A 23,257-nucleotide genomic window follows, 5' to 3' on the forward strand; every position below is an offset into this window, starting at 1 on the left:
TTATGAGATTAAATCTTGGCTATGACATTTTATTTACTCTTAGATTTTTTGATATTAAAAAGGCTGAACAAATCTTCTTCAGATAAAATTTTAGATAATCTTGTATCACTCAAGTGATCAATAACCTCTTTAAAGAGTTGTTTCTTTTTGTTAAGAATATTTTGTATTCGCTCTTCTATTGTATTAACAGTAAAAAGTGATGAAACAAATACAGTTTTTTTCTGCCCAATTCTATGAGTTCTGTCTTCTGCTTGAATGGCAACAGGAAGATATTCAAGTTTACAACTTTCATTTGATATAGGGTCTAAATTACAAATTTGTTTCAATTTTGAAATTAATGCCCAAATATGTTGAACTGTTACAGATGTTCCTTGCTTTTTTAAAGTAACAATTCCCTCTTGCTCAACTTTATTATATGCTTTCCTCTGAGCAGGTGTAAGTTCAAGCCAAACTTCTTCATAAACTTTTTTAGGAAGTTTTTTCAGAACATCTTGTTTTCTTCTCCTAAGAAAAAATGGATTAATTAAATCTTTAATCTTCTTAAGATTTTGAACATCATTATAAGTTAAAAGCCCTGGTTTAATGTAAGCAAAAATAGACACAAGCTCATCAAGGTGATTCTCCAATGGTGTCCCAGACAATCCCCAGCGAATTTTACCATTAACTTGTCTGACTGCTTTTGGAATTCCAGAGCTTGGATTTTTTATTTTCTGAATTTCGTCTAATATAACCAGATCAAAATCTTTTTTTGATACATTCTCATCCTGCCTTAACGTATCATAAGTTATTAGATAAACATGCGCGGGAAAATACCAGATAATTTTTCTTTGTTCTGGAGTGCCACATATTTTTACAACTTTCAATTCAGGAGCCCAATCGTTTAATTTTTTCTTCCAATCAGTTAGCACTGATTTTGGACAAACTATTATTACATTGACTATTTCCCCAATTCTGAATAGTAATCTTATTGCAACAATTGCTTGTATAGATTTTCCCAGTCCCATCTCATCTCCAAGTATTGCCTGTTTATGATTGGCTAAAAATTTAACTCCATCTATTTTAAAGGGATATAACTTCAATTTATTTTGAAAAGCAATCGGATTATCAAAATTTTCACCTAATGGAGGTTGGAGAATGGGTAAAATTAATTGAAAAAAATTAGACTTAATTGGTGTTTTTTTATTTTGTAATCTTTGATTGCAAATAGAACATAACTTTCTTTCAATACCGTGAATACAAAGTTTATCATCACTAACAGGGAATAAGGTTGACACCCTATCCTTTCTTTCGTATTTTTTATAAGACATTCCAATGACCACGGGGTTACCTAAATTAACTGCAAAAGCTTTTATTTTAGGGCAGAAAAGTTTTCCCCTTATTTCAAAAACAGAGATTTCAGGTAATTTATCTTTTGAAATACGATACATACAAGTATGTTTACAATCGGGGAAATTTACATTATAATCCTTAACTAATGGTTTCTGAAAATATTGGTGTTCTATATTCTGAGGCGTAGGGAAAGGAGGAATTTTAAGTTTAACTGGGCTTCCTCCCTTTAAGTCTATTTCAATCTTATCAAGTAAAAATATGTCTTCTTTCTTTTTAAGTATTAATTTTTTAGCTAAATTAATCCGTAAATCTTTAAGAAATTTCATAATATTTTAGAAATCTTATGTTTTCTTATGTTCATTGAAATGTTTTATCTTGTTTGCCTAAGACTTCAATTGCTTTTAACATTCTATTAAATGGTTCCAAAGGATCAAGTAAAATAAAAATATTTTCAAGCATCTGTTTTGCCACTGCTAAATCATCACTAAAATCTGGATGAGAGATAACTATTATCGGTTGAAATTTACTGGTAGGGCATTCAATTCTTTCCCTTTTACCAATTTTTGAACTTTCCGATGAACTTAAATCTATTGTTTCACCAGCTTTTCTAACATATACAACGGGATAAGAAGTTACTTTTCGTGTGTCAAGTAGGTAATTCTTGCCAACAATTAAAATTGATGGAACAGTTTGAAGAGATTTGAGCAAAGAAAATCCGCATAAATTGACACCAACATAGGTTTCTAAACTCTCTCCGTATAATATCCTTTTGGATTGCCGTAGGTTTAATAGGATGAGTGCATCTAAATTCTTGTGGTATACCATGAGGATCAGTTATCAATAAGCTTCCAATATATCCATCATGCGAAGTTGTCTCATAAAGAGATAAAAAACCTAATAAAGGCTCTTGATTGCTGTTGTCAACGTTCATTAAAACCTCCTTTTTAGAAACTCGCAATCCCTTTTAAATGAGGTCTTGTTTCCTACGGATGGAATGTTGAAAATAGATGTTGACGGCTCATCATGTCGCAATCCCTTTTAAATGAGGTCTTGTTTCCTACAAAAACCACCACCTAACTTTCCCATGTCAAACAAGTCGCAATCCCTTTTAAATGAGGTCTTGTTTCCTACTAGGACAAGATTTAGAACTATCAAATTATGCAACTGTCGCAATCCCTTTTAAATGAGGTCTTGTTTCCTACCCTGCTTTTTTTACAAGTGATAGAGAGGGTTTTTCTGTCGCAATCCCTTTTAAATGAGGTCTTGTTTCCTACAAAAGGTTCATAGAAGAAGTAATCAATATGATTGTCGCAATCCCTTTTAAATGAGGTCTTGTTTCCTACTGTAAAATGTGGTGTTAAAATGAGAAAAGTCCAGGTCGCAATCCCTTTTAAATGAGGTCTTGTTTCCTACTAAGAGACATTGTAGTATGAGAAGGCTAATTTCATGTGTCGCAATCCCTTTTAAATGAGGTCTTGTTTCCTACGAATTGAATTTGTAAAACATACTTCAATATATCAAAGTCGCAATCCCTTTTAAATGAGGTCTTGTTTCCTACGATAATCATGAGAATAGGTGTTCAATTGTAACAAGTCGCAATCCCTTTTAAATGAGGTCTTGTTTCCTACTTTTATTTTGCAGGGTGGGGTAATTCCTGCATTGTCGCAATCCCTTTTAAATGAGGTCTTGTTTCCTACTTTTATTTTTTTTGTGATAACGTGACAGAGATTGAAGTCGCAATCCCTTTTAAATGAGGTCTTGTTTCCTACAGAGAAACTTACTCAAGGTCTTATGCTTTGGATTTTGGTCGCAATCCCTTTTAAATGAGGTCTTGTTTCCTACTCAGTTATGAAAGAAGGCAATCTCTGGAATTTTTGTCGCAATCCCTTTTAAATGAGGTCTTGTTTCCTACACATAGTTAAACAGAAAAAACAGACTGTTGCAGGTCGCAATCCCTTTTAAATGAGGTCTTGTTTCCTACAAAGGATGCTTTGATGTATCCTTTAAGATTTATGAGGTCGCAATCCCTTTTAAATGAGGTCTTGTTTCCTACGGTGAGGAACAAATACTCCTCACCATATACGACGTCGCAATCCCTTTTAAATGAGGTCTTGTTTCCTACAAGACCCTTATCCATTAAAAGTAACAAAATGTGTGTCGCAATCCCTTTTAAATGAGGTCTTGTTTCCTACTCAAGAAGCAAGCCAATTAATTAATCAGTTAACTGTCGCAATCCCTTTTAAATGAGGTCTTGTTTCCTACGAGGGGCTTTTGTTTGAAATAGTAACAACTGCTTGTCGCAATCCCTTTTAAATGAGGTCTTGTTTCCTACAGAAAAGTGGAGTTTAAAATTGAAAAAGGATGCTTGTCGCAATCCCTTTTAAATGAGGTCTTGTTTCCTACATTGGAGGGTAAATGATAAATGAAATTTTGAGCTTAGTCGCAATCCCTTTTAAATGAGGTCTTGTTTCCTACAAATTGCCTGTGTCTATTCTTGAAAATCTCCTCAGTCGCAATCCCTTTTAAATGAGGTCTTGTTTCCTACAAAAGTATGCCAAGAATTAGGTCTTTATATCAAAGTCGCAATCCCTTTTAAATGAGGTCTTGTTTCCTACCCTTACAGTGAGAATGGAAGGGGCAAAAAAACACAGTCGCAATCCCTTTTAAATGAGGTCTTGTTTCCTACCTGATATGATTGAAAAATGCATTGCTGAAGTAAAAGTCGCAATCCCTTTTAAATGAGGTCTTGTTTCCTACTGACAATCAAATTAAGCTAATAAATGAAAACAATGTCGCAATCCCTTTTAAATGAGGTCTTGTTTCCTACAAATAAAAGCAAAGATTAATTTTGATGGAACTGGAGGTCGCAATCCCTTTTAAATGAGGTCTTGTTTCCTACAAAATGGTAACAAAAATTAAAAAAGATAAAAGTCGCAATCCCTTTTAAATGAGGTCTTGTTTCCTACTAATCTCCTCAATCTACAAGAGGAGATTGAGGAGCGTCGCAATCCCTTTTAAATGAGGTCTTGTTTCCTACGGGGGTGATATTATAATATTTTTTATTTTATTGTCGCAATCCCTTTTAAATGAGGTCTTGTTTCCTACTTGACATTGTCAGACAATTGACAATGTCAAACAAGTCGCAATCCCTTTTAAATGAGGTCTTGTTTCCTACTGCCTATCATATTTTTTTGTTTATTTTTCAACATGTTATAAAAATGGGTGTGCAAATTTTTTCGCATTTTCCCACCTCCGCATGAGGTTCAAAACATTGATAATGCTTAATTTTATATTCCCAGCAAAACAAATATTTGCAATATTTTGCGTGAATATATCCAATAGTTGGTTGAAAATAATCTCTTTTCTTCAAAAATAGAGATTGAGATTCATCGCCTGTTTACGCAGGCTCGGAATAACTATTCATAAACAGTGTTAGCTCTCCATTAAAATAATGCAAAATAATATTCTTCCAAGCGCCAAGCTCGGAGTGAATATTCGTATGTTTTAATCATTAGAGATTAAAACAAACCAGCCTTGTCAAAGAGCAATTTATTAAATCAAATCATAACCATTGTATGTTTGTCAAGTTGAGAACTCAACAATCTCGTACTTGCCCAATCCAAAACTTGTTCCTTTGCCAACATGCAGGATTTCACCAGCCTTTACATATGGAATGAATATAGATATATTCCCCTTATAGATTATCTCTCCAATAACTCCACCAAGCTTCATTCGTTTGTCCTGTCTTGATGAATACCTCTCCCAGTCATACCAGAATGTTATATCTTGAACTTTTTTGACCGTCTCTGCTTTCCTTATAAGTTCTTTTGGTTCATGTATTAAAATTTCAGGTTTTATGTGAAAATAATAAATAAGGCTAAGCCTTCTTAATAAGGAGCGGATCAGTATGTGAAATTCAATGTCTCTTACAAGGTCGCGATTGTATTTAATTCTTAATGGAGTTATTGCTCTGATTTTTAGAACGCTGTACGACTCTCTTATGTTTATGTTATTAAGATGAAACAACAGCTTTTCACCTATGTTTATATTTTCTACAGTGAATTTACCCCTACCTTTTCCAATTCCAACTTTTCCAAGTTCAGATATGGTGTAAATAAAATAAGGGGCAAATTCCATTGCTTTTCCAATTAGAAGTATTTTTAAATTTAGAGTTTCCTCTGGTTGAAATAATTTTTTCTTTGTTTCAGGTGGCTCAAATATAAAAGGATGAGGAATTTTCTCATAATTGCTCATATTTAATATATTTGAATTCTCCAGAGGGGGTGTTTCAAAAACATATGAATAGATACACTGATTTTTTAGTGGGCATTCAAGACAATTAAGCCTCTTAAGTACGCAGGTGATTTTTCTAAAGATATGCCCAAAACCTCCTCTGAAGGCAGAACCCTTGAAATCTGGTAGTTTTATCTCTGTCAAAGCTTTAAGCTCAAATTCTATGTTTTTATATTCTATCCTCATCTCATAAAACCTCTAAAATAGCCCAGCCAAATGGTGTCGTACTTGAAAGATTAGAAGGTTTTTTTTGCTTTGAGGCAAGCCATATTGTAGTTGATGAATCCATTATTTGTGTCCCCTCTTTTGTTTTTACTTTTATTTTTCTTAGCCCTTCCCATGTAACTGCCTCTGCACCGGAGTGCTTACCCAGTCTTAGTAGAAAATACTTTTGCTTAAACATCTCTCTATACTCTGAAAGATTTGGTAGACTGAATCCCTTGATTTTTCTTAAGTCAATCTCTTTGTTAAAAATTCCTGCATAGTGCGAATGAGTCTTAAGCAATAGCTCAGTCAAATCAAGCTTTTTAGATATACCTGAATGAGCTAATGGCTCTTCTATTGCTAATGTTCCTTTAAAAACATTACCTGTAGGAATAATCTCTATCGGAATAGAAAGAGATTCTTTTGATGTGTTATTTAGCTTTCGTACATTTACTTGAAAGATTATCTCTGTTTTTACTTCTCCCTGAGGTTCAAAGTCGCTGAGTTTTAAGAGTCTAAAAGGATCGGTTTTTGTTTTACCCTGCAGTATCTTTTCTTCTATGTCAGTATATTTTGGGTATTTCTCTCTATCTCTATAGTGGGCAACGTTACCCTCTTCCTTGATTAATCCTTCAATGTATGCTGTCCTTATAGAGCCCTTTAAGGAACTACCTGGAATCAGAGGTTTACCTGTGTAGGGATTATAAAATGTCTTTGGTATTTCAAATTCATTAAATTCCCTGATAACATCACTTTCATTTTGGAATTGCTTAACATCTCTGTATCTATCAGCAAGTTCTTTTGGAATTGGAATAGTTCTACCCTTTATTCTGTTTTTTCTTTCAGCATAGAATCTATATAGATACACAAGTGCAATGGGTGATTTATTCTCTGATATATCCCTTAATTTTATATACTCTTTTTCATCCAGTGAATTGATGAAATCCCAAAGGTCAAACTCTATGAGAGTACTTTTGTCAGTATCTATTACAAAATTAACAGGAGTGTAACTCTGGTCGCATCCAATGTGAATCGGGCTTACGGTGTGTAATTTTACATTATAAATCATCTCATACCTCCACTTTAATTACTAAGCTATATCCCTGGGTTACTGCCTCTGGTAAAGCTTTTGAGATATCTCTAACCACTTTTCCGATGTAGGGCTTGATTATCTCTGCCTTTGTAAAAACTATAGCAGCCTCATCAGCAAATATTACAGGATTTTTAAAGGGGTTTTTGCTTTTTGAAAGTATATCTCCGTGTCTGCCAAATCTTACAAAAGGGTTAAAATATATTTTCTCAGTTTGAGCCGAGTCAGGACATAGAGGAGACAGAGTATATAGAGCATTTGGAGACTTAGCGGTATTTAACAAATCAATCTCTTCCCAGCTGATAATATCAAATTTTCCGTATCCAACAGTTGCATCTTTACCATAACCATGTTTTCCAATACGACTCAAAATTTCAAGAAACGAATTTATATTAATATCATCCCGCAAACCTGCGAAAACTACCAAGTCGCAATTAAAGAAAATTTTGCCTACATTGTAAGGAGCAAAAGGTGGTTCAGTTGTTGTATTTGTAAGCCTGTTTATGCTACACCTTGTCTGCTCCTGCTCTTTGAAAAAAGATAAGGATTCATAATTGATTTTTCTTAGCAAATTTAGTGGTTGTTCAAAAGCAAAATAGTTTCTTCTTTTAAGTTCCTTTCTATTTTTTACAATTTCTTCCTCAGAGATATCAAAAAGCATGCTTAGCGGTAACGCGGGTCTTTTGAGATAAATCTTGTTGTTTACTACAGGATAGGCTGAAGATAAGACTATGAAAGGATTTTTATCATAGTCATTAAGAAGTTCATCAAGACTCTTTCCAAATATTTTTGGGTCATAGCATAGTTGCCAGCAAATATGCCCAAAAAGCGTGTCTCCTTTTATAAAGTCTCCAAAACCTGTGAGAGGTTTTATTTTAACTGAATAGGTTTTCAAGGTTTACCCCCAAAGTTTAATCTCATCATACTCCCTTTTTAAAGTTTCATCATCAAAGATGAATTCTACTTTTCCATATCCTCTGCTACCAGACCCACCAAGACTGTCATACTCAAGAAGTTTAAGCCCTTTCAATAGATAATTCTTAAAGAGTTCCTCTTCTCCATTATTTAAAATCTTAAAGCTTATCTCTAATTTGAACTCAGCTCCAGCTGGAACTCTTTCTATGAATCTTGGATGCTCGGCTGTTCCTGTAATTCTGTTGATTCTGTTTTCGGACTTAACTTCAATATAGCTCCATCTTTTCTCCTCTGCTTCTTTAATAAATTGATCGGTCAGAAAACAATCACTAAAAGACACTCTTGTGGGACCGAGTTGCTTTGCCAGCTTTTCATCTGTATCTCCTGCTCCAGAGCCAAAAACTTTGAGAATGTTTTCAATGTGTTTTTTTATCCCACCATTTGATTGCTCAAGCATTTTTGATGACGCAAGTCCTCCAGCCTTTATCATGTCATCATGTTTTGTAGCCTCAGCAACAACTCCATAGTAAAGCTCCACAAGGCTTCTTATCTTGCCTTTCAGAGATGACCCTGGTATGTAAGGCTCATTCGTATAGGGATGCTTAATTACAGGATTGTCTGTTCCGCCTATCTGCATTTCTGTATTTCCTGAACCGATATGTAAGCCTGTTTTAAGTCTGATTGTGCCCTTGATTGTTTTAATCTCTCTGAGTTGCATGTTTTACCTCCTCATTCTTCTATCAAATAATTCATCATAGTATCTGTAAAAACCCATGAATGCTTCAAAAAATTTCACAAAAATATCAAAATCTTTTTTAGTGTTAACCAAAGAAACACAATCCTGAATGAAATCTCTAAATTCCTTTGTTATATGATTCCTTCCATCTGCATAGGCTGCTTTTGCATTTAACATTTTAAGGTAAGGAAGCATTTTTTTGAACTGATCTTCATTTTTTACTCTATCTGAAAACAATAATACCTCATCATAAAACTTTCGTATCTGAGATATCTTATTTTTATCTTTAGCTATCTTACCTACTTCTTTAATCTTCTTTGCCCATGCCTCAGCTACTGTTGAAAAAAGATCTGGATTAATCATTTCAGCTTTCTCGTCAGCCCAAAAAACAATTTTTGGTAATCCTCCATTACTCATGCTTTCCTCCTCATGTATAAAGTTTTCCAGAGAGGAATCCTCATGGATTCCCTGTATTTTTCAAGCCAAAGGCTTAGATGTGTAAGCACTTCCTCTGCTATTTCAATTCTTTTGTCCTTCGGATATCCTTTCGCCACATTTCTTATAGTTGAGTAGTAAAGTTTAGCCCTCCATGTAAGTGAATTCAAACTTGATAGGTCAAAAGAATTGCTCTGTCTTAAATGTATCTCTTCTTCCACCATTTTTACTATTTCGTTGAGTTTATAAGAAAAAGCCTTTGTTATTATTTCTTCTTCAAGCCAATTGTGCAAATGTGATTCAATCTCCGCAAGTTTTGAAAGGTCATCCCAAGAGACTGAAACATCAAAAACTGTAAGCTTGTTTTTACCCTTCTGTTTTGCTTTATCAAGGGCTTCTTCTGAAAATTTAGCCATGTTTATAACTGGTGTTTCTGTCTTTGTAATGAAAAGTCCTGCAGATAGGGAAATCTCCCTGTTTTCACAGCAGTATTTACTGAAATCCTCTTTCACTCTAAGAGCAAATTCAAAGGTGTCTTTCCATGGACCTATAACAAACAAGTCATCACCGCCTGTAAAAACTGTATAGATATTTTTAAATTCTGTGCGGCAGAGATAAGGAACATAAAGAGTAAAAAACAGATTAAGCTGTCTGGATAAAGTTGTATATCGGGAAAAAGTTCTCTTTTCCTTCCTTAGCCCTTTCATGAATATTGTCCCAAGATTATCTACATCTGCCTTGAAAACTCCCAAAGCTGGGACTCCCTGATATTCTGAATCAATTTTGTGAAGACTTAGTTTTCCTAAGTGAGCAAAGCTGAGAATTCCGCCATAATTAATTAAGTTATCTATTTCTTTGAGGGATTCTTCAGATTCATCATATTTCAATTTTTCCAATATCTCAGCATCCTTATGTTCCTCTGTAAATCTCGGGACATAAGCGTTAATAAGTTTTATGGAAAAGAGTTCTTTGCTTAAATGTAGTTCTTCCTGCCAGAGAGAGTTTATATCCCAGAAATGCCTTACTTTTCCTGCTTCAACAAGGTCTCTTAATTTGCCTGTGATGAAAGCTAATTGATATCGGTTATATATAGGAATTCTAAGCTTATCCTTCAAGTCTGCATCTTTATAAGTAATCGCAATATAATCCTTTGATGTTAGATTTCTTCCAATATTTACATGATCAAAACACACATCGCAAAGATGCTCGTCATCTATCTTGTTTCTGTCCCCTGCAGGTCTTCTGTTACATAGGGGGCATATGCCAAATTCAGAAGAAAATTCATTAAGATAGGTTGTTTTAGCCCCTGCATACTTTAAAATGTCAAATTTATGGAATTTTCTTTCCTCTGAGACTTTACCAAGTTTTTTCCCTATGTCTGACAGAGTTTCAGTATCTATTAAAACATTAAAAGATGCTGTTACACTACTTATACCGATTGATACTTCACCATAGAAGTTTTTAATAAGCCAATCATTAATTTCATTTTCTGCTTCCGCTAAAAGTTTTATAGCTCTCTCAGTATTTGGAAGGATCATTCTAAATTTGCCAGCTGCATTTACAACGATAGAGGTTGAGGGCAGCCCTATCTTTTCAACTATAAAATCTGATGCAAGCTCACTAAGGAGTGACACATAGAAAGACCTTCCTCTTAGAAGCTTTGCAGCATTTTTTCTCGTGTCTCCTGTATCAGAGAATATGAAATCCTGAATACCGTAAAAATTACCCTCTATGAGAAGAAACTTTTCAATATCTCTGTCTTTTATGGCATCTATATTTATAGAATTTGTCTCTCTGTGATAGGCATAAAATGCTGTGGCAATTGCAGCAGTGAGGCGACTGTGGTCATAGAGAGATATGTCAGTGATAATCTCTTTAAAATCTCCAGCGTCATCTCTGGTAACGGTAGCAGATGGTATTGAGCTGGTAAACAGGAAAAGTAAACTGTCAAGATGTTCAAACCAAAGTGGTGAATATTCAATATGAGGAAGTTTTTTAAAAAGCTCTATAAATTGTTCATAAAGGGTTTTATAATCAATTTGTTTTAGTGAACTCTTCTCAACAGGGAAGATGCTTTTAGGGGATAAAGTTGCCAGCGGATAAACAAACTTAAAACTTTCTGGTTTGTTTTCTTTCCAGTTCTCATTTATTGAAATATCCTCAAAAATTGTTGAAAGGGGGATTTCCTTGGGCATTCGGCTTTGAGCGTCTTGCTCTTCAAATTCTTTTCTCTCTATACCACTACTTAAAATATCAGCCTCTCTTATAATTAACTGTTCTGCTGAGGTGGGTTTATGATGCATTGCTGCAAGATTTATGAGAGAAGTATCTGCAGTTGAATCAGTAAGTATTTGCTTTGGTAAGTATTTTGAAAAACTATCAAAAAAGTAAGCTGTGTGAAGAGAATGCCTGTGGGTATATCTGTGGTTATACTTAGGTTGATAAAGAGCCTGATTATTAATAACATAGTCCTGAGGAATTTCAACTGATGCTCTCTCTGAAAATTTACCTATGTCATGAAGTAAAGCTGCAATGGCAATTTTTAAAATTTCTCTGTCCACCATGTTTTAACTCCTCATTGTTTTTTTTATTTTACTGAACTTTTACACTCATTTCGTTAAAAGAAAATGTTGCAACAATATTTCAAACTATTTTTATCCTTCTTTTATCAATTGGAACTCCATACAGAGTTGAACCATACTTCCTTATGGATTTAATGAGACAGTAGTGATACGAAGAGCCATCACTTACAATTTGAGAGATTTTTCTATTTATCTTACTAATATAGCTTCTTAAGTTTTCAGTGGCATACTTTTGAGTATAATTTTCCTTGAATTCGCTGCTTTTCACTGGATCTTTATCGTAAATAAATCCATAAAGTGAAGCCAATTCATCAATAAATGGTTCTTCAGTCAACTTATTAAGACTAAGATAGCAGTCATTACAAGACAGACAAGCTTTTGCATTGTCACATTCAATTTTCCTTTTTAGAAAAAAGGAGTAAATTGTCAACATTACAGGTGGAAGGAGCAATACATCTGAGACAATTTTTATTTCTCTTTCTTTTAATTTAACTTTTATTTGTGGCTGGATTATTGCAATATCAATTTCGTTCTGACTTATTTTCATAAGCTCCTTAAATGTTCCTTCCTTTAATTCAATTTTATCCCTTAGCCTTAAAAAGGGGAGTTCTGCAAGTTCAATTTTTGCTTCAGCTGTGCTTATCATTTTAAAAGAACTATTCTCAATCCTACATTTAATACACCGTGGTTTTTTAGGTGGATAGAAAAACTCTCGGTTAGCCTCAAATTCTGGCGAGACTAGTACATGATAGAGTTTATCTTGCGGCCTTCCAAAAAATTGAAGGGCTGTGCCAAGATAAAAGCTCATTGTTTTTCTTCCACCTGCAATTGAACAATGAAGCCTTATATTTGGATTTTGAGTAATCTTTCTTATGAAACTAATTATAGTTTCAGCAGTTGCTTCACTTTCTTCAGTGTTTCTTATATCATCAATCTCTATATTGTCATTTTTGATAGTAATTATATCTGTAATTTTTGTTCGCGATAGACCGTACTCGTTAAAAAGAGAATTTAAAATACCTCCTCCTATAAGAACATCTTTTATTATCTCTTCACCTTTTTTAGTTGTAATAATGTAGAGTTCATCTATGTAAATGGGAGGGTCTTTCATAGCTAAGGCATAAATTGTTTCAGTAATTATCTGTGGAGTAGCACCAGCAACACATACCAATACTTCTTTAAATTTTTGATACATTGCTCAATTTTAATAAAAATCCTTGAGGATTTCAATAGATTTTATAGTTTTTCTCAGGATTAACTAAAAAGCATAAGTTTTTCGGGATAACAATTTCTGCCCGGATTCTTCGGGGCTTCACCTCTCAGAATCACAGATAAAGACTGTTCAAAAACTTGTAATTTATTGAAAATCAATAAACTACAACTCCTGCTATTTTTCAATTACCTCCAACTGTCATTCCGACTTTTAGGAGACCCTTCGCTTACGCTCAGGGTGACAGTAAAAGGTCATCCCAAGCCGAGCTAAGCGAGCCCTGAGCCTTAGGCGAAGGGTCTACGAGGAATCTCCTCATTTTTTAAACAATTTCAGAAATTCCTCAAGAACATTGAGATCCTGAGGAATGACATTTAGCAATTGAACAGTCTTCATAGTTTATTCTTACCATGGATACTATATCCTAACCTGAAAGAGAAAAAGTATTGACAAAATTTATCAGATTTTGTAAGCTTAATTTATCATTAAAGTTGCCCTCCTGAAGGGTTAAACAATTTTAAAAAGTGAAAAAAATCCTTAAAAATCCATAATGAGGTAATATAATGGAAAACAATACCATTCCAATTTCTATTTCTGAATTAAAACAGAAAAAAATTCCAGAGCTTATGGATATGGCAAATTCTCTGAACATTGAGAATGCCACTTCCATGAAAAAACAGGATTTAATTTTTGCAATACTTCAAAGCCAGATTGAAAAAATTGGAACTGTTTACGGTGCAGGTGTACTTGAAATTCTTCCAGAAGGATTCGGTTTTCTGAGAAGTCCTGATTACAGTTATCTACCAAGCCCTGATGACATTTATGTTTCGCCTTCCCAGATAAGAAAATTCGGTTTGAGGACAGGAGACCTCATCACAGGACAGATTAGACCTCCAAAAGAAAATGAAAGATATTTTGCACTTCTTAAAGTAGAATCAATTAATGGAAAGCCTGTTGAAGAGAGTATTATTAGACCTCTTTTTGACAATTTAACTCCTTATTATCCTACTGAAAAAATTAATCTTGAGTATAATCCAGCAGATTACTCAACAAGAGTGATGGATTTACTCACTCCTGTTGGAAAGGGACAAAGAGGTTTAATTGTGGCTGCTCCAAGAACAGGAAAAACCATGCTTCTTCAGTCAATTGCAAAAGCTATAAAAAAGAATCATTCTGAAATATACCTTATAGTTCTGCTTATTGATGAAAGACCTGAAGAAGTTACTGACTGGCGCAGACAGGTTACAGGAGCTGAAATTATAAGTTCTACCTTTGATGAGCCCGCTCAGAGACACTGCCAGGTTTCAGAAATGGTCATTGAAAGAGCGAAAAGACTTGTGGAAGAGGGAGAAGATGTTGTAATATTACTTGACAGTTTAACAAGACTTGCAAGGGCATACAATGCTATTACTCCAGCTTCAGGAAAGGTTCTTTCTGGTGGACTTGAAGCAACAGCTTTGCAGAAACCTAAAAGATTTTTTGGTACAGCAAGAAATATAGAAGAAGGCGGCTCTCTTACAATAATTGCAACAGCTCTTGTAGAAACAGGAAGCAGAATGGATGATGTTATTTTTGAAGAGTTTAAAGGAACTGGTAACATGGAAGTTCATCTGGATAGAAAACTTGCAGACAAAAGAATTTTTCCAAGTATTGATATTGGTGCTTCTGGCACAAGAAAAGAAGAACTCCTTGTTGCTCCTGATGTTTTAAACAAAGTCTGGATTTTAAGAAAAGTTCTGAGTACACTCAGTCCAATTGAGGCAATGGAATTTTTATTGAGTAAACTTAAAGGAACAAAATCCAATAAAGAGTTTCTTGAGATGATGAATAAATGATGAAAACTGAAGATTATTGTTTTGTCTGTGGAAAACAAAATCCTGTTGGACTAAAAGTAAAATTTAATCACGGAGAAGGTAAATCCTTTGCAGAATTAATTCTTACGAAAGAATATCAAGGCTGGAGTGGAATAATTCATGGTGGAGTTATTGCCTCGCTTCTTGATGAAGCCTGTGTTTATGCAGGAAATTCTCTTGGATATCATACTGTTACAGCAGAGCTAAAAATAAGATTTAAAAATCCTGTAGCGCCTCAGGAAAAAATAGTGGTAGAGGCTCATGCAGAGCATATAAAATCAAAACTAATTGAAGCAAAAGCCTGGATAAAAAATTTAAATGGAACATTAATAGCAGAAGCTGAAAGTAAATTAATTATAAAGGAAAAAACTGAATGATTCTGAAATTTTATAGAAAAGGTGCTCTTTCAGAATATAAAACACAACAACTGCTCAAACGTATAAATTCTGAAATTTCAGATGAAATTAAACAAGTTGAAACAGAATTTTGCTACTACATCCTGACAGATAAAAAACTATCAGAGTATGAATTAACTATTTTAAAATGGCTTTTAGCTGAAACCTTTGAACCAGAAAACTTTTCAGATAAAAGCTTTCTATCTTCAGATAATGGAATGATATTTGAAGTAGGACCTCGTCTTAATTTTTCTACTGCCTGGTCTACCTGTGCTGTATCTGTATGCCATAGCATCGGAATCAATAAAATTCAAAGAATAGAACGCTCAAGAAGATATAAATTGATACCTGTAATTAAAAATTTCCCTATGAAACTTTTTCTTGACATGATTCATGACAGAATGGTTGAGTGTCCGTATCCAGAGCCCCTTAATGACTTTTCTCATGGCATATCTCCAAAACCTTTAAGAATGGTGCCTGTTTTGGAAGAAGGGAAAAAAGCACTTGAAAAAATAAATCATGAACTTGGTCTTGGATGGGATGAGTGGGATATTGAGTTTTATCTAAAGCTTTTCAAGGACAGATTAAAGAGAAATCCAACAGATGTTGAATGTTTTGATCTTGCTCAATCAAACAGTGAACATTCAAGACACTGGTTTTTCAGAGGAACTCTTTTTATTGATGGGAAACCGGCAGAAAAAACGCTCTTTGATATAGTAAAAGAACCTTTGAAAAGAAATCCGAAAAATTCTGTTATAGCCTTTAAAGATAATTCAAGCGCTATATATGGAGCAAAAATAGGATATTTAAAACCTGAAATACCTGGAAAGTCTTGTAGATTCGCAATAAAAAGGGAACTACATCATCTTATTTTCACAGCTGAAACTCATAATTTTCCAACAGGTGTAGCTCCTTTCCCTGGAGCTGAGACAGGGACAGGAGGAAGAATCCGTGATGTTCATGCAACTGGTAAAGGTGCTATCCCAATTGCAGGAACAGCAGCTTATTGTGTTGGAAATCTTTATATCCCAAACTATGAGCTTTCATGGGAAGATAAGTCCTTTAAATATCCTTCTAATCTTGCAACACCTCTACAGATTGAGATTGAAGCAAGCAATGGTGCTTCTGATTATGGAAATAAATTTGGTGAACCTATAATAGCAGGATTTACCCGTTCATTTGGTATGAGGCTTCCTGACGGAGAAAGAGTTGAGTGGATAAAACCCATAATGTTTACTGGTGGCATAGGTCAGATAAATGCAATTCATACTGAGAAAGATTCACCTAAAAAGGGAATGTATGTTGTAAAAATTGGCGGTCCTGCTTACAGAATAGGAATGGGAGGCGGAGCTGCATCTTCTGTGGTTTCAGGAGAACTTAGTGAAGAGCTTGATTTTAATGCTGTGCAGCGCGGAGACGCTGAGATGGAAAATAAACTTAACAGAGTTGTTAGAGCCTGTGTTGAACTTGGCAAAAAAAATCCTATAGTAAGCATTCATGACCAGGGCGCTGGTGGAAACTGTAATGTAGTTAAAGAGCTTGTCTATCCAGAAGGAGCAAAAATTGATATAAGAAAAGTAATACTTGGAGACGAAACTCTTTCTGTTCTTGAAATATGGGGAGCAGAATATCAGGAAAATGATGCTATTTTAATAGAAAAAGAAAATGTAAAACTTTTTGGTATTCTATGTAAAAGGGAAAGGCTTCCATGGTCAATTATTGGAGAAGTAACAGGAGATGGGAAACTTATTGTTTATGACAGTAAAAATAATCAAATAGCTGTCAATTTTGATCTTAAGGATGTTTTAGGAGAAATTCCAAAAAAAGAATTCAAACTTCAAACAATTGAAAAAAAACTTAAACCGTTAAAAATTCCTGAAACTTTAACACTGAAAGATGCATTAAATAGGGTTTTGAGGCTTCTTTCTGTAGGTTCAAAAAGATTTCTAACAAATAAAGTAGACCGTTCAGTTACAGGACTTATTGTTAGACAGCAGTGTGCCGGACCTGTGCAACTTACAGTTTCAGACGTGTGCGTTGTTGCTCAGAGCTATTTTAATAAAACAGGAATTGCCCATGCCATAGGAGAACAACCAATAAAAGGACTTATAAATCCTGAGGCTATGGCAAGGCTTTCTGTCACAGAAGCTTTAACAAACATAGTATGGGCAAAGATTACAGATATTCAAGATATTAAATGCTCTGCTAACTGGATGTGGGCTGCAAAACTTCCAGGAGAAGGCGTTAGACTCTATAAAGCTGCACAGGCTATGGCAGAGTTTATGATAAAGCTGGGTATAGCAATTGATGGAGGTAAAGATTCTCTCTCAATGGCTGCAAAAGTTAAAACACCAGATGGAGTTGAAGTTGTAAAATCTCCAGGAAGTCTTGTAATTTCTGCTTATGCGCCATGTCCTGATATACAGAAGATTATTACACCTGATATAAAATCTCCAGATAAAAGTGTGATTCTTTTCATTGACCTTTCTAATGGAAAGAAAAGACTTGGTGGCACAGCATTGGCTCAATGTATGGGACAGCTTGGTGATGAAACGCCTGATATGGAAAATCCTGAACTTCTAAAGAGAAGTTTCAGAGCAATCCAAACATTAATTGATAAAAAATTAATACTCTCAGGGCATGACCGTTCAGATGGAGGATTGATTACAACTCTTCTTGAAATGGCTTTCTCAGGTTCTTGCGGACTTCATATAAAAATAAAAGAGCCTAAATTATCTAATATTATGGCAGAACTATTTAATGAAGAACCAGGGCTTGCAATTGAAGTAGATATTAAAAAGCTTGATAAAGTAGAGAAGTTTCTTATACAAAATGAGATACCTTTTTACAGAATTGCCGATACTTTAAAAGAAAATAAAATTATTATTGAACATTCTAATAAAATCATTTTTGATGAACCCATGACATCCCTTAGAGACATCTGGGAAGAAACCAGTTATCGTCTTGATATGCTTCAGGCAAATCCTGAGTGCGTGGAGGAAGAAAAAAAATCAATATATGGAAGAATTGCTCCTCATTACAAACTTAGCTTTACCCCTGAACGTACTCCTGAAATAATTCTTAAAAAGAAAACAAAACCGCTCATTGCAATCATTCGTGAAGAAGGAAGCAATGGTGATAGAGAAATGGCAGCTGCCTTTTACATGGCTGGATTTGAACCATGGGATGTATGTATGCAGGATTTGATAGATAAAAAAATTTCTCTCAAGAAATTTAAGGGAATCGCATTTGTTGGTGGCTTTAGTTTCGCAGATGTTCTTGACTCTGCAAAGGGATGGGCTGGCTGTATAAAGTTTTCTCATCTAAAAAAGGAATTTGAAAACTTTTATATGCGTAATGATACTTTCAGTCTCGGTGTCTGTAACGGATGCCAGCTTATGGCACTTCTTGGATGGGTTCCGTGGTATGGGATTGAAGAACTAAAACAGCCCAGATTTATATGGAATAAATCTGGAAGATTTGAATCCAGATGGGTAACTGTAAAGATTTTACCTTCTCCATCAATTATGCTTAAAGAGATGGAAGACTCTCAAATTGGAGTATGGATAGCTCATGGAGAAGGAAGAGCATATTTCCCTGATAAAAATATTCTCAGTAAAGTTCTTGAGAAAAATCTTGCACCTGTGCGTTATGTTGACGATAGTGGAAATATTACAGAAACCTACCCATTTAATCCAAATAACTCACCTTATGGTATAACTGCTTTATGCAGTGAAGATGGCAGACATCTTGCTATGATGCCTCATCCGGAAAGAACATTTTTACTGTGGCAATTGCCATGGCTACCTCAAGACTGGAAAAAACTGAAAGCATCTCCATGGCTTAAACTTTTTCAGAATGCAAGATTGTGGTGTGATAGCCATGCATAAATTTTTGAAAAATAAAATCATTGAGACAATTAAAATACTTGGCTTACCAGAAGTTGAGCCTGAAATAGAAATTCCTAAAAATGAAGCCTTTGGTGACCTAAGCACACCAATAGCAATGGAAATTGCAAAAAAATTAAAAAAACCCCCAAGAACGATTGCTCAGGATATAATTCAATCAATAAATAAAAGCTCATTTGAAAGTGTTGAATTAGCAGGACCTGGATTTATAAATTTTAAGTTCAAAAATAATTTTGTTTTTTCTGAGCTTGAAAATCTTCTTAAACTGGGAGAGTTGTTTTTTACCCAGAATATAGGGAATGGTAAAAAAATTCAGATTGAGTTTGTCAGTGCAAATCCTACAGGTCCACTTCATCTTGGGCATGGTAGAGGAGCTGCATTGGGAGCAGCATTAGCAAACATTTTAAAGGAAGCTGGATATAATGTTTTCACTGAGTATTACATAAATGATGCTGGTAAACAGGTTGAGATTCTTGGATTGAGTGTCTATATTGCTCTTCAAAATCTTTTTGGGAAAAACCTTGAAATGCCAGAGGAATGTTATAAAGGAGAGTATATAAATGAAATTGCAAAGGAACTATATGATTTGTATGGCAATAGTTTACAAAATAAGGAATTTGATGAAATCGCTGATTTTTTAATTGATTTTTCTTATAAAAAAATGCTCAATGAAATAAAGAAAGACCTTGATGATTTCGGAGTAAATTTTGATAACTGGATAAGTGAAAGAAAACTTTATCATACAGGTGAGGTTCAGAGAGCGATTCTTAAGCTTAAAGAACTTGGATTTATTTATGAAAAAGATGGAGCATTGTGGTTTCATTCAACAGCTTTTGGAGATGACAAAGACAGAGTTATTGTAAAAAGTGATGGAACATATACATATTTTGCCTCTGATATTGCCTATCATAAAAACAAAATTGAAAGAGGATTTGATGAACTTATAAACATCTGGGGAGCTGACCATCACGGGTATATTCAGAGAGTAAAGGCTGCTGTACAGGCATTGGGCATGTCTGATTCTCAAATTAAAATACTTCTTGTGCAGATGGTAAATCTGCTCAGGGAAGGAAAGCCTGTTCAAATGTCAAAAAGAGCGGGAACATTTGTTACTCTAAGAGAGCTTATTGATGAAATAGGCGCTGATACTACAAAATTTATATTTCTAACCCGTAGACATGATAGCCATCTTGAGTTTGATATAGAGATTGCAAAAAAACAGTCTCATGAAAATCCTGTTTATTATGTTCAGTATGCTCATGCAAGAATTAATAGTATTTTTGTAAAAGCTCAGAGTGAACCAGAAAGATTTTCTGGAGAACTTTTCAACGAAGATGAATTAAGAATTATTAAAAAGGTGCTCATTTATCCAATGATTTTTGAACTGAGCGTTCAAATGAGAGAACCACATAGAATAACATTTTATTTACAGGAACTTGCAGCATTGTTTCACAGTTATTACCACAAATACAGAGTTATCTCTGAAAATGATGAATTAACAGAAACAAGACTCAGTCTGTGCAAGGCTATAATGTTTGTTTTAAAACATGGACTCAGAATGCTTGGAGTTAAAGCTCCTGAAAAGATGTAATTTAGCTGAATTTAATAGCATCAGCCATTTTTACAACTTTAGCCATAAATCCCACATCATGCACTCTTACAATATTTGCTCCATTAATAACTGATATAGCAACAGCTGAAGCAGTACCTTCAAGTCTTTTCTCAGGTAAACTTTCATTTAAAACTTTACCAATAAAACTCTTTCTTGAGACTCCAATAAGTAATGGCTTCCCCAGATTAGAAAATTCTCTGAGATTTTTTATTATTGTAAGATTGTGTTCAGGTAACTTACCAAATCCAATACCTGGGTCAATAATTATCATATTCTCATCAACTCCTGCCTGTTTGGCAATAACCACAGAGTCCCTCAAATATTCAATAATTTCAGGGATAAGAGCCTCATAGTAAGGATTTTTCTGCATATCTTTGGGTGTTCCTTTTATATGCATGACAATAACAGGAACTTTGTATTTACTTGCTATTGCTGACATCTCAGCGTCAAATCTCAATCCACTTATATCATTTATAATAGTTGCACCTGCCTTAATTGCTTCTTCTGCAACACGAGCTTTGTATGTATCAATGGAAATAGGAATGGAAATTCTCTTTGAAATTGCTTCAATCACTGGTATAACTCTTCTAAGTTCTTCATCAATACTTACTGGTTCTGCTCCAGGACGTGTTGATTCTCCACCAATATCAAGTATATCAGCGCCTTCATCAATTAAACGAAATGCGTGATCAACTGCTTTCTGAAAATTGAAATATTTTCCACCATCAAAAAAAGAATCAGGGGTTACATTGATAATTCCCATTATGTAGGTTTTTTTGAGAAAATTGAACTCAAAATTATGAAACTTGAGCTTCATGCAGCCTTTTTGCTCTCTGAAATGAGCTCCTCTATTTCAGGACCTTCAAGAGTTTCTCTTTCAAGTAAAGCTCTGGCGATTGCATCAAGAATTGTTCTATTCTGTTCAAGTAATTCTCTGGTCTGACTATAAGCCTCAGTTACAATTCTCTTTGTTTCCTCATCTATCTCTTCAGCGGTTTTATCAGAATAGTCTCTGTGTTTTGCAATTTCTCTTCCAAGAAATACATGCTCTTCTCTTTTACCAAATGTCAGCGGTCCCATCCTTTCGCTCATTCCCCACTCAGTAACCATCTTGCGAGCAAGTTCTGTAGCTCTTTCAAGATCATTTCCAGCACCTGTTGTCATCGTTCCAAGTGCTATTTCTTCTGCAACTCTTCCTCCAAGAAGAACTTTGAGTGTACCATAGAGATATTCTCTTGAGTAAGTGTAGCGATCATCAAGTGGAAGCTGCTGGGTTACTCCGAGAGCCCTTCCTCTTGGAATTATGCTAACTTTATGAATTGGGTCAGTTGCGGGTGTAAGTTTTGCAACAAGAGCATGTCCTGCCTCATGATATGCTGTAATTCTCCTTTCTTCTTCGCTCAAAACCATACTTTTTCTTTCAACGCCCATCAAAACCTTATCCTTTGCAGCTTCAAAATCATTCATATGCACAGTATCGCTATTTCTTCTGGCAGCGATTAGCGCAGCTTCATTTACTAAATTTGCAAGGTCTGCTCCTGAAAATCCCGGAGTTCCTCTTGCAATCTTTTCAAGATCAACATCACTGTTAAGAAGAATCTTCTTTGTATGAACTTTGAGTATTTCAAGTCTTCCTTTTACATCAGGAAGAGGAACAACAATCTGACGATCAAACCTTCCAGGTCTTAAAAGTGCAGGGTCTAAGACATCAGGTCTATTTGTAGCTGCAAGTACAATTATTCCTTCATTACTTTCAAATCCATCCATCTCAACAAGAAGCTGATTGAGAGTCTGCTCTCTTTCATCATGTCCTCCACCAAGACCTGCTCCACGTTGTCTCCCAACTGCATCTATCTCATCAATGAAAACAATGCATGGTGAGTTTTTCTTTGCCTGATCAAAAAGGTCTCTGACTCTGCTTGCACCAACTCCAACAAACATCTCAACAAAATCTGACCCAGATATGGAAAAGAAAGGAACACCTGCCTCACCGGCAATTGCTTTTGCAAGAAGAGTCTTACCTGTACCAGGCGAACCAACAAGTAAAATGCCCTTAGGAATTTTTGCTCCGAGCTTTATATATTTTTGAGGATTCGTAAGAAAATCAACAATTTCTTTTACTTCTTCTTTTACTTCTTCAATACCTGCAACATCTGAAAAAGTTACTTTAACTGATTTATTTGAAATCATTTTTGCTCTTGCTTTACCAAATGACATTGCACGGCTACTTCCTGCTTGCATCTGCTTCATAAATAAAATCCATAAGAATACAAGAAAAATCACAGGTCCCCATGATATGAGAAAATTAATATACCATGGTGTCTGATCAGGAGGTTTAACTGAAATTTTTACACCATGAGAAGAAAGCTCCTTTATAAGCTCTGGATAATTTATATAGTAAGTTTTAAATTGCGAGCCGTCTTTCAATTTGCCTGTTATTGTATTGTCCTTGATTAAAACTTCATCTACTTCAGAATTCTGCACCTTAAGAAGAAATTCTGAAAATATTATTTCTTTTTCTGTTTTCTGAGGAACATTTATAATGTTAAAAAGCGCAATTATTGAAATACCTATAATTAACCAGATTAGAAATGTTTTTAATGAACCTTTTGCCTGTCCGTTCATAAATTAATTTTAACTTAAAATAAGTATAAAAGTAAAAAATTGCAGTAAAATATAAATAAAATCCAATAAG

The 23,257-nt window shown here is 34.6% G+C and carries 15 protein-coding genes and 1 CRISPR repeat array; of the genes, 4 read left to right on the plus strand and 11 right to left on the minus strand.

The window, feature by feature from the left end; translation table 11 throughout:
- Positions 1 to 29: 29 nt before the first annotated feature.
- From FLY87_RS07450 to csm6, 9 genes are all read right to left on the minus strand, one after another.
- On the minus strand, positions 30 to 1,655 hold the full coding sequence (locus FLY87_RS07450; protein WP_141266735.1) for a DEAD/DEAH box helicase: 1,626 nt from the start codon (positions 1,653 to 1,655) through the stop codon (positions 30 to 32).
- Between the two features lie 31 nt (positions 1,656 to 1,686).
- On the minus strand, positions 1,687 to 2,037 hold the full coding sequence (locus tag FLY87_RS07455) for a hypothetical protein (RefSeq protein ID WP_012546826.1): 351 nt from the start codon (positions 2,035 to 2,037) through the stop codon (positions 1,687 to 1,689).
- Between the two features lie 243 nt (positions 2,038 to 2,280).
- Positions 2,281 to 4,504: direct repeats of the CRISPR family, unit length 36 nt; unit sequence GTCGCAATCCCTTTTAAATGAGGTCTTGTTTCCTAC.
- Positions 4,505 to 4,911: 407 nt separating this feature from the next.
- Positions 4,912 to 5,808, minus strand: coding sequence for a CRISPR-associated endoribonuclease Cas6 (gene cas6 / locus FLY87_RS07460; protein ID WP_012545702.1), 897 nt, complete (start codon positions 5,806 to 5,808; stop codon positions 4,912 to 4,914).
- A 1-nt stretch (position 5,809) separates the two neighbouring features.
- Complete coding sequence (csm5, locus tag FLY87_RS07465) at positions 5,810 to 6,895, minus strand: type III-A CRISPR-associated RAMP protein Csm5 (protein WP_012546605.1); 1,086 nt, start codon at positions 6,893 to 6,895, stop codon at positions 5,810 to 5,812.
- A gap of 1 nt (position 6,896) precedes the next feature.
- Entirely contained in the window at positions 6,897 to 7,811 is a 915-nt protein-coding gene (locus FLY87_RS07470; RefSeq protein ID WP_012546365.1) for an RAMP superfamily CRISPR-associated protein, read from the minus strand.
- Positions 7,812 to 7,814: 3 nt separating this feature from the next.
- A complete protein-coding gene (gene csm3 / locus FLY87_RS07475) occupies positions 7,815 to 8,549 on the minus strand; it encodes a type III-A CRISPR-associated RAMP protein Csm3 (RefSeq protein ID WP_012545508.1) in 735 nt (244 codons plus the stop codon).
- A gap of 3 nt (positions 8,550 to 8,552) precedes the next feature.
- The gene (gene csm2, locus FLY87_RS07480; RefSeq protein ID WP_141266736.1) at positions 8,553 to 8,984 is read right to left on the minus strand and encodes a type III-A CRISPR-associated protein Csm2; all 432 of its coding nucleotides are present in this window, start codon (positions 8,982 to 8,984) and stop codon (positions 8,553 to 8,555) included.
- The gene (gene cas10, locus FLY87_RS07485) at positions 8,981 to 11,566 is read right to left on the minus strand and encodes a type III-A CRISPR-associated protein Cas10/Csm1 (protein WP_141266737.1); all 2,586 of its coding nucleotides are present in this window, start codon (positions 11,564 to 11,566) and stop codon (positions 8,981 to 8,983) included. Before cas10 ends, csm2 begins: the two co-directional genes overlap by 4 nt.
- Positions 11,567 to 11,645: 79 nt before the next feature.
- Positions 11,646 to 12,779, minus strand: coding sequence for a CRISPR-associated ring nuclease Csm6 (gene csm6 / locus FLY87_RS07490; RefSeq protein ID WP_181406008.1), 1,134 nt, complete (start codon positions 12,777 to 12,779; stop codon positions 11,646 to 11,648).
- A 599-nt stretch (positions 12,780 to 13,378) separates the two neighbouring features.
- Between csm6 and rho the strand changes: the two genes are divergently transcribed.
- Genes rho through argS form a run of 4 tightly spaced genes read left to right on the plus strand, consistent with a single transcriptional unit; the run spans position 13,379 to position 20,541 of the window.
- Positions 13,379 to 14,629 carry a transcription termination factor Rho gene (gene rho / locus FLY87_RS07495; protein ID WP_028842629.1) on the plus strand — a complete coding sequence of 417 codons (1,251 nt, stop codon included), beginning with the start codon at positions 13,379 to 13,381 and terminating at the stop codon, positions 14,627 to 14,629.
- Positions 14,626 to 15,024, plus strand: a complete 399-nt coding sequence (locus tag FLY87_RS07500; RefSeq protein ID WP_141266738.1) for a PaaI family thioesterase — start codon at positions 14,626 to 14,628, stop codon at positions 15,022 to 15,024. The genes rho and FLY87_RS07500 overlap by 4 nt, the downstream gene beginning before the upstream one ends.
- Positions 15,021 to 18,932, plus strand: a complete 3,912-nt coding sequence (gene purL / locus FLY87_RS07505) for a phosphoribosylformylglycinamidine synthase (RefSeq protein WP_141266740.1) — start codon at positions 15,021 to 15,023, stop codon at positions 18,930 to 18,932. Before FLY87_RS07500 ends, purL begins: the two co-directional genes overlap by 4 nt.
- Positions 18,925 to 20,541 (plus strand): arginine--tRNA ligase, encoded by a 1,617-nt coding sequence (gene argS / locus FLY87_RS07510; protein ID WP_141266742.1) that lies wholly within the window; start codon positions 18,925 to 18,927, stop codon positions 20,539 to 20,541. Before purL ends, argS begins: the two co-directional genes overlap by 8 nt.
- Position 20,542: 1 nt before the next feature.
- On the opposite strand, the gene folP is transcribed toward argS, so the two are convergent.
- The gene (gene folP, locus FLY87_RS07515) at positions 20,543 to 21,379 is read right to left on the minus strand and encodes a dihydropteroate synthase (protein ID WP_141266744.1); all 837 of its coding nucleotides are present in this window, start codon (positions 21,377 to 21,379) and stop codon (positions 20,543 to 20,545) included.
- Positions 21,376 to 23,187: an ATP-dependent zinc metalloprotease FtsH gene (gene ftsH / locus FLY87_RS07520; protein ID WP_012545429.1), complete on the minus strand. Its 1,812-nt coding sequence runs from the start codon at positions 23,185 to 23,187 to the stop codon at positions 21,376 to 21,378. Before ftsH ends, folP begins: the two co-directional genes overlap by 4 nt.
- Positions 23,188 to 23,257 lie beyond the last annotated feature (70 nt).

The sequence above is a fragment of the Thermodesulfovibrio sp. Kuro-1 genome (genome assembly GCF_006538445.1).
GTDB lineage: Bacteria > Nitrospirota > Thermodesulfovibrionia > Thermodesulfovibrionales > Thermodesulfovibrionaceae > Thermodesulfovibrio > Thermodesulfovibrio yellowstonii.

What these genes read in the sequence shown, in the direction of transcription:
- FLY87_RS07500 (WP_141266738.1), top strand. Translation starts at nt 14,626, where the DNA reads ATGATGAAAACTGAAGATTATTGTTTTGTCTGTGGAAAACAAAATCCT.
- ftsH (WP_012545429.1), bottom strand. Translation starts at nt 23,187, where the DNA reads ATGAACGGACAGGCAAAAGGTTCATTAAAAACATTTCTAATCTGGTTA.
- purL (WP_141266740.1), top strand. Translation starts at nt 15,021, where the DNA reads ATGATTCTGAAATTTTATAGAAAAGGTGCTCTTTCAGAATATAAAACA.
- cas10 (WP_141266737.1), bottom strand. Translation starts at nt 11,566, where the DNA reads ATGGTGGACAGAGAAATTTTAAAAATTGCCATTGCAGCTTTACTTCAT.
- argS (WP_141266742.1), top strand. Translation starts at nt 18,925, where the DNA reads ATGCATAAATTTTTGAAAAATAAAATCATTGAGACAATTAAAATACTT.
- csm6 (WP_181406008.1), bottom strand. Translation starts at nt 12,779, where the DNA reads ATGTATCAAAAATTTAAAGAAGTATTGGTATGTGTTGCTGGTGCTACT.
- cas6 (WP_012545702.1), bottom strand. Translation starts at nt 5,808, where the DNA reads ATGAGGATAGAATATAAAAACATAGAATTTGAGCTTAAAGCTTTGACA.
- csm5 (WP_012546605.1), bottom strand. Translation starts at nt 6,895, where the DNA reads ATGATTTATAATGTAAAATTACACACCGTAAGCCCGATTCACATTGGA.
- csm2 (WP_141266736.1), bottom strand. Translation starts at nt 8,984, where the DNA reads ATGAGTAATGGAGGATTACCAAAAATTGTTTTTTGGGCTGACGAGAAA.
- FLY87_RS07450 (WP_141266735.1), bottom strand. Translation starts at nt 1,655, where the DNA reads ATGAAATTTCTTAAAGATTTACGGATTAATTTAGCTAAAAAATTAATA.
- folP (WP_141266744.1), bottom strand. Translation starts at nt 21,379, where the DNA reads ATGAAGCTCAAGTTTCATAATTTTGAGTTCAATTTTCTCAAAAAAACC.
- csm3 (WP_012545508.1), bottom strand. Translation starts at nt 8,549, where the DNA reads ATGCAACTCAGAGAGATTAAAACAATCAAGGGCACAATCAGACTTAAA.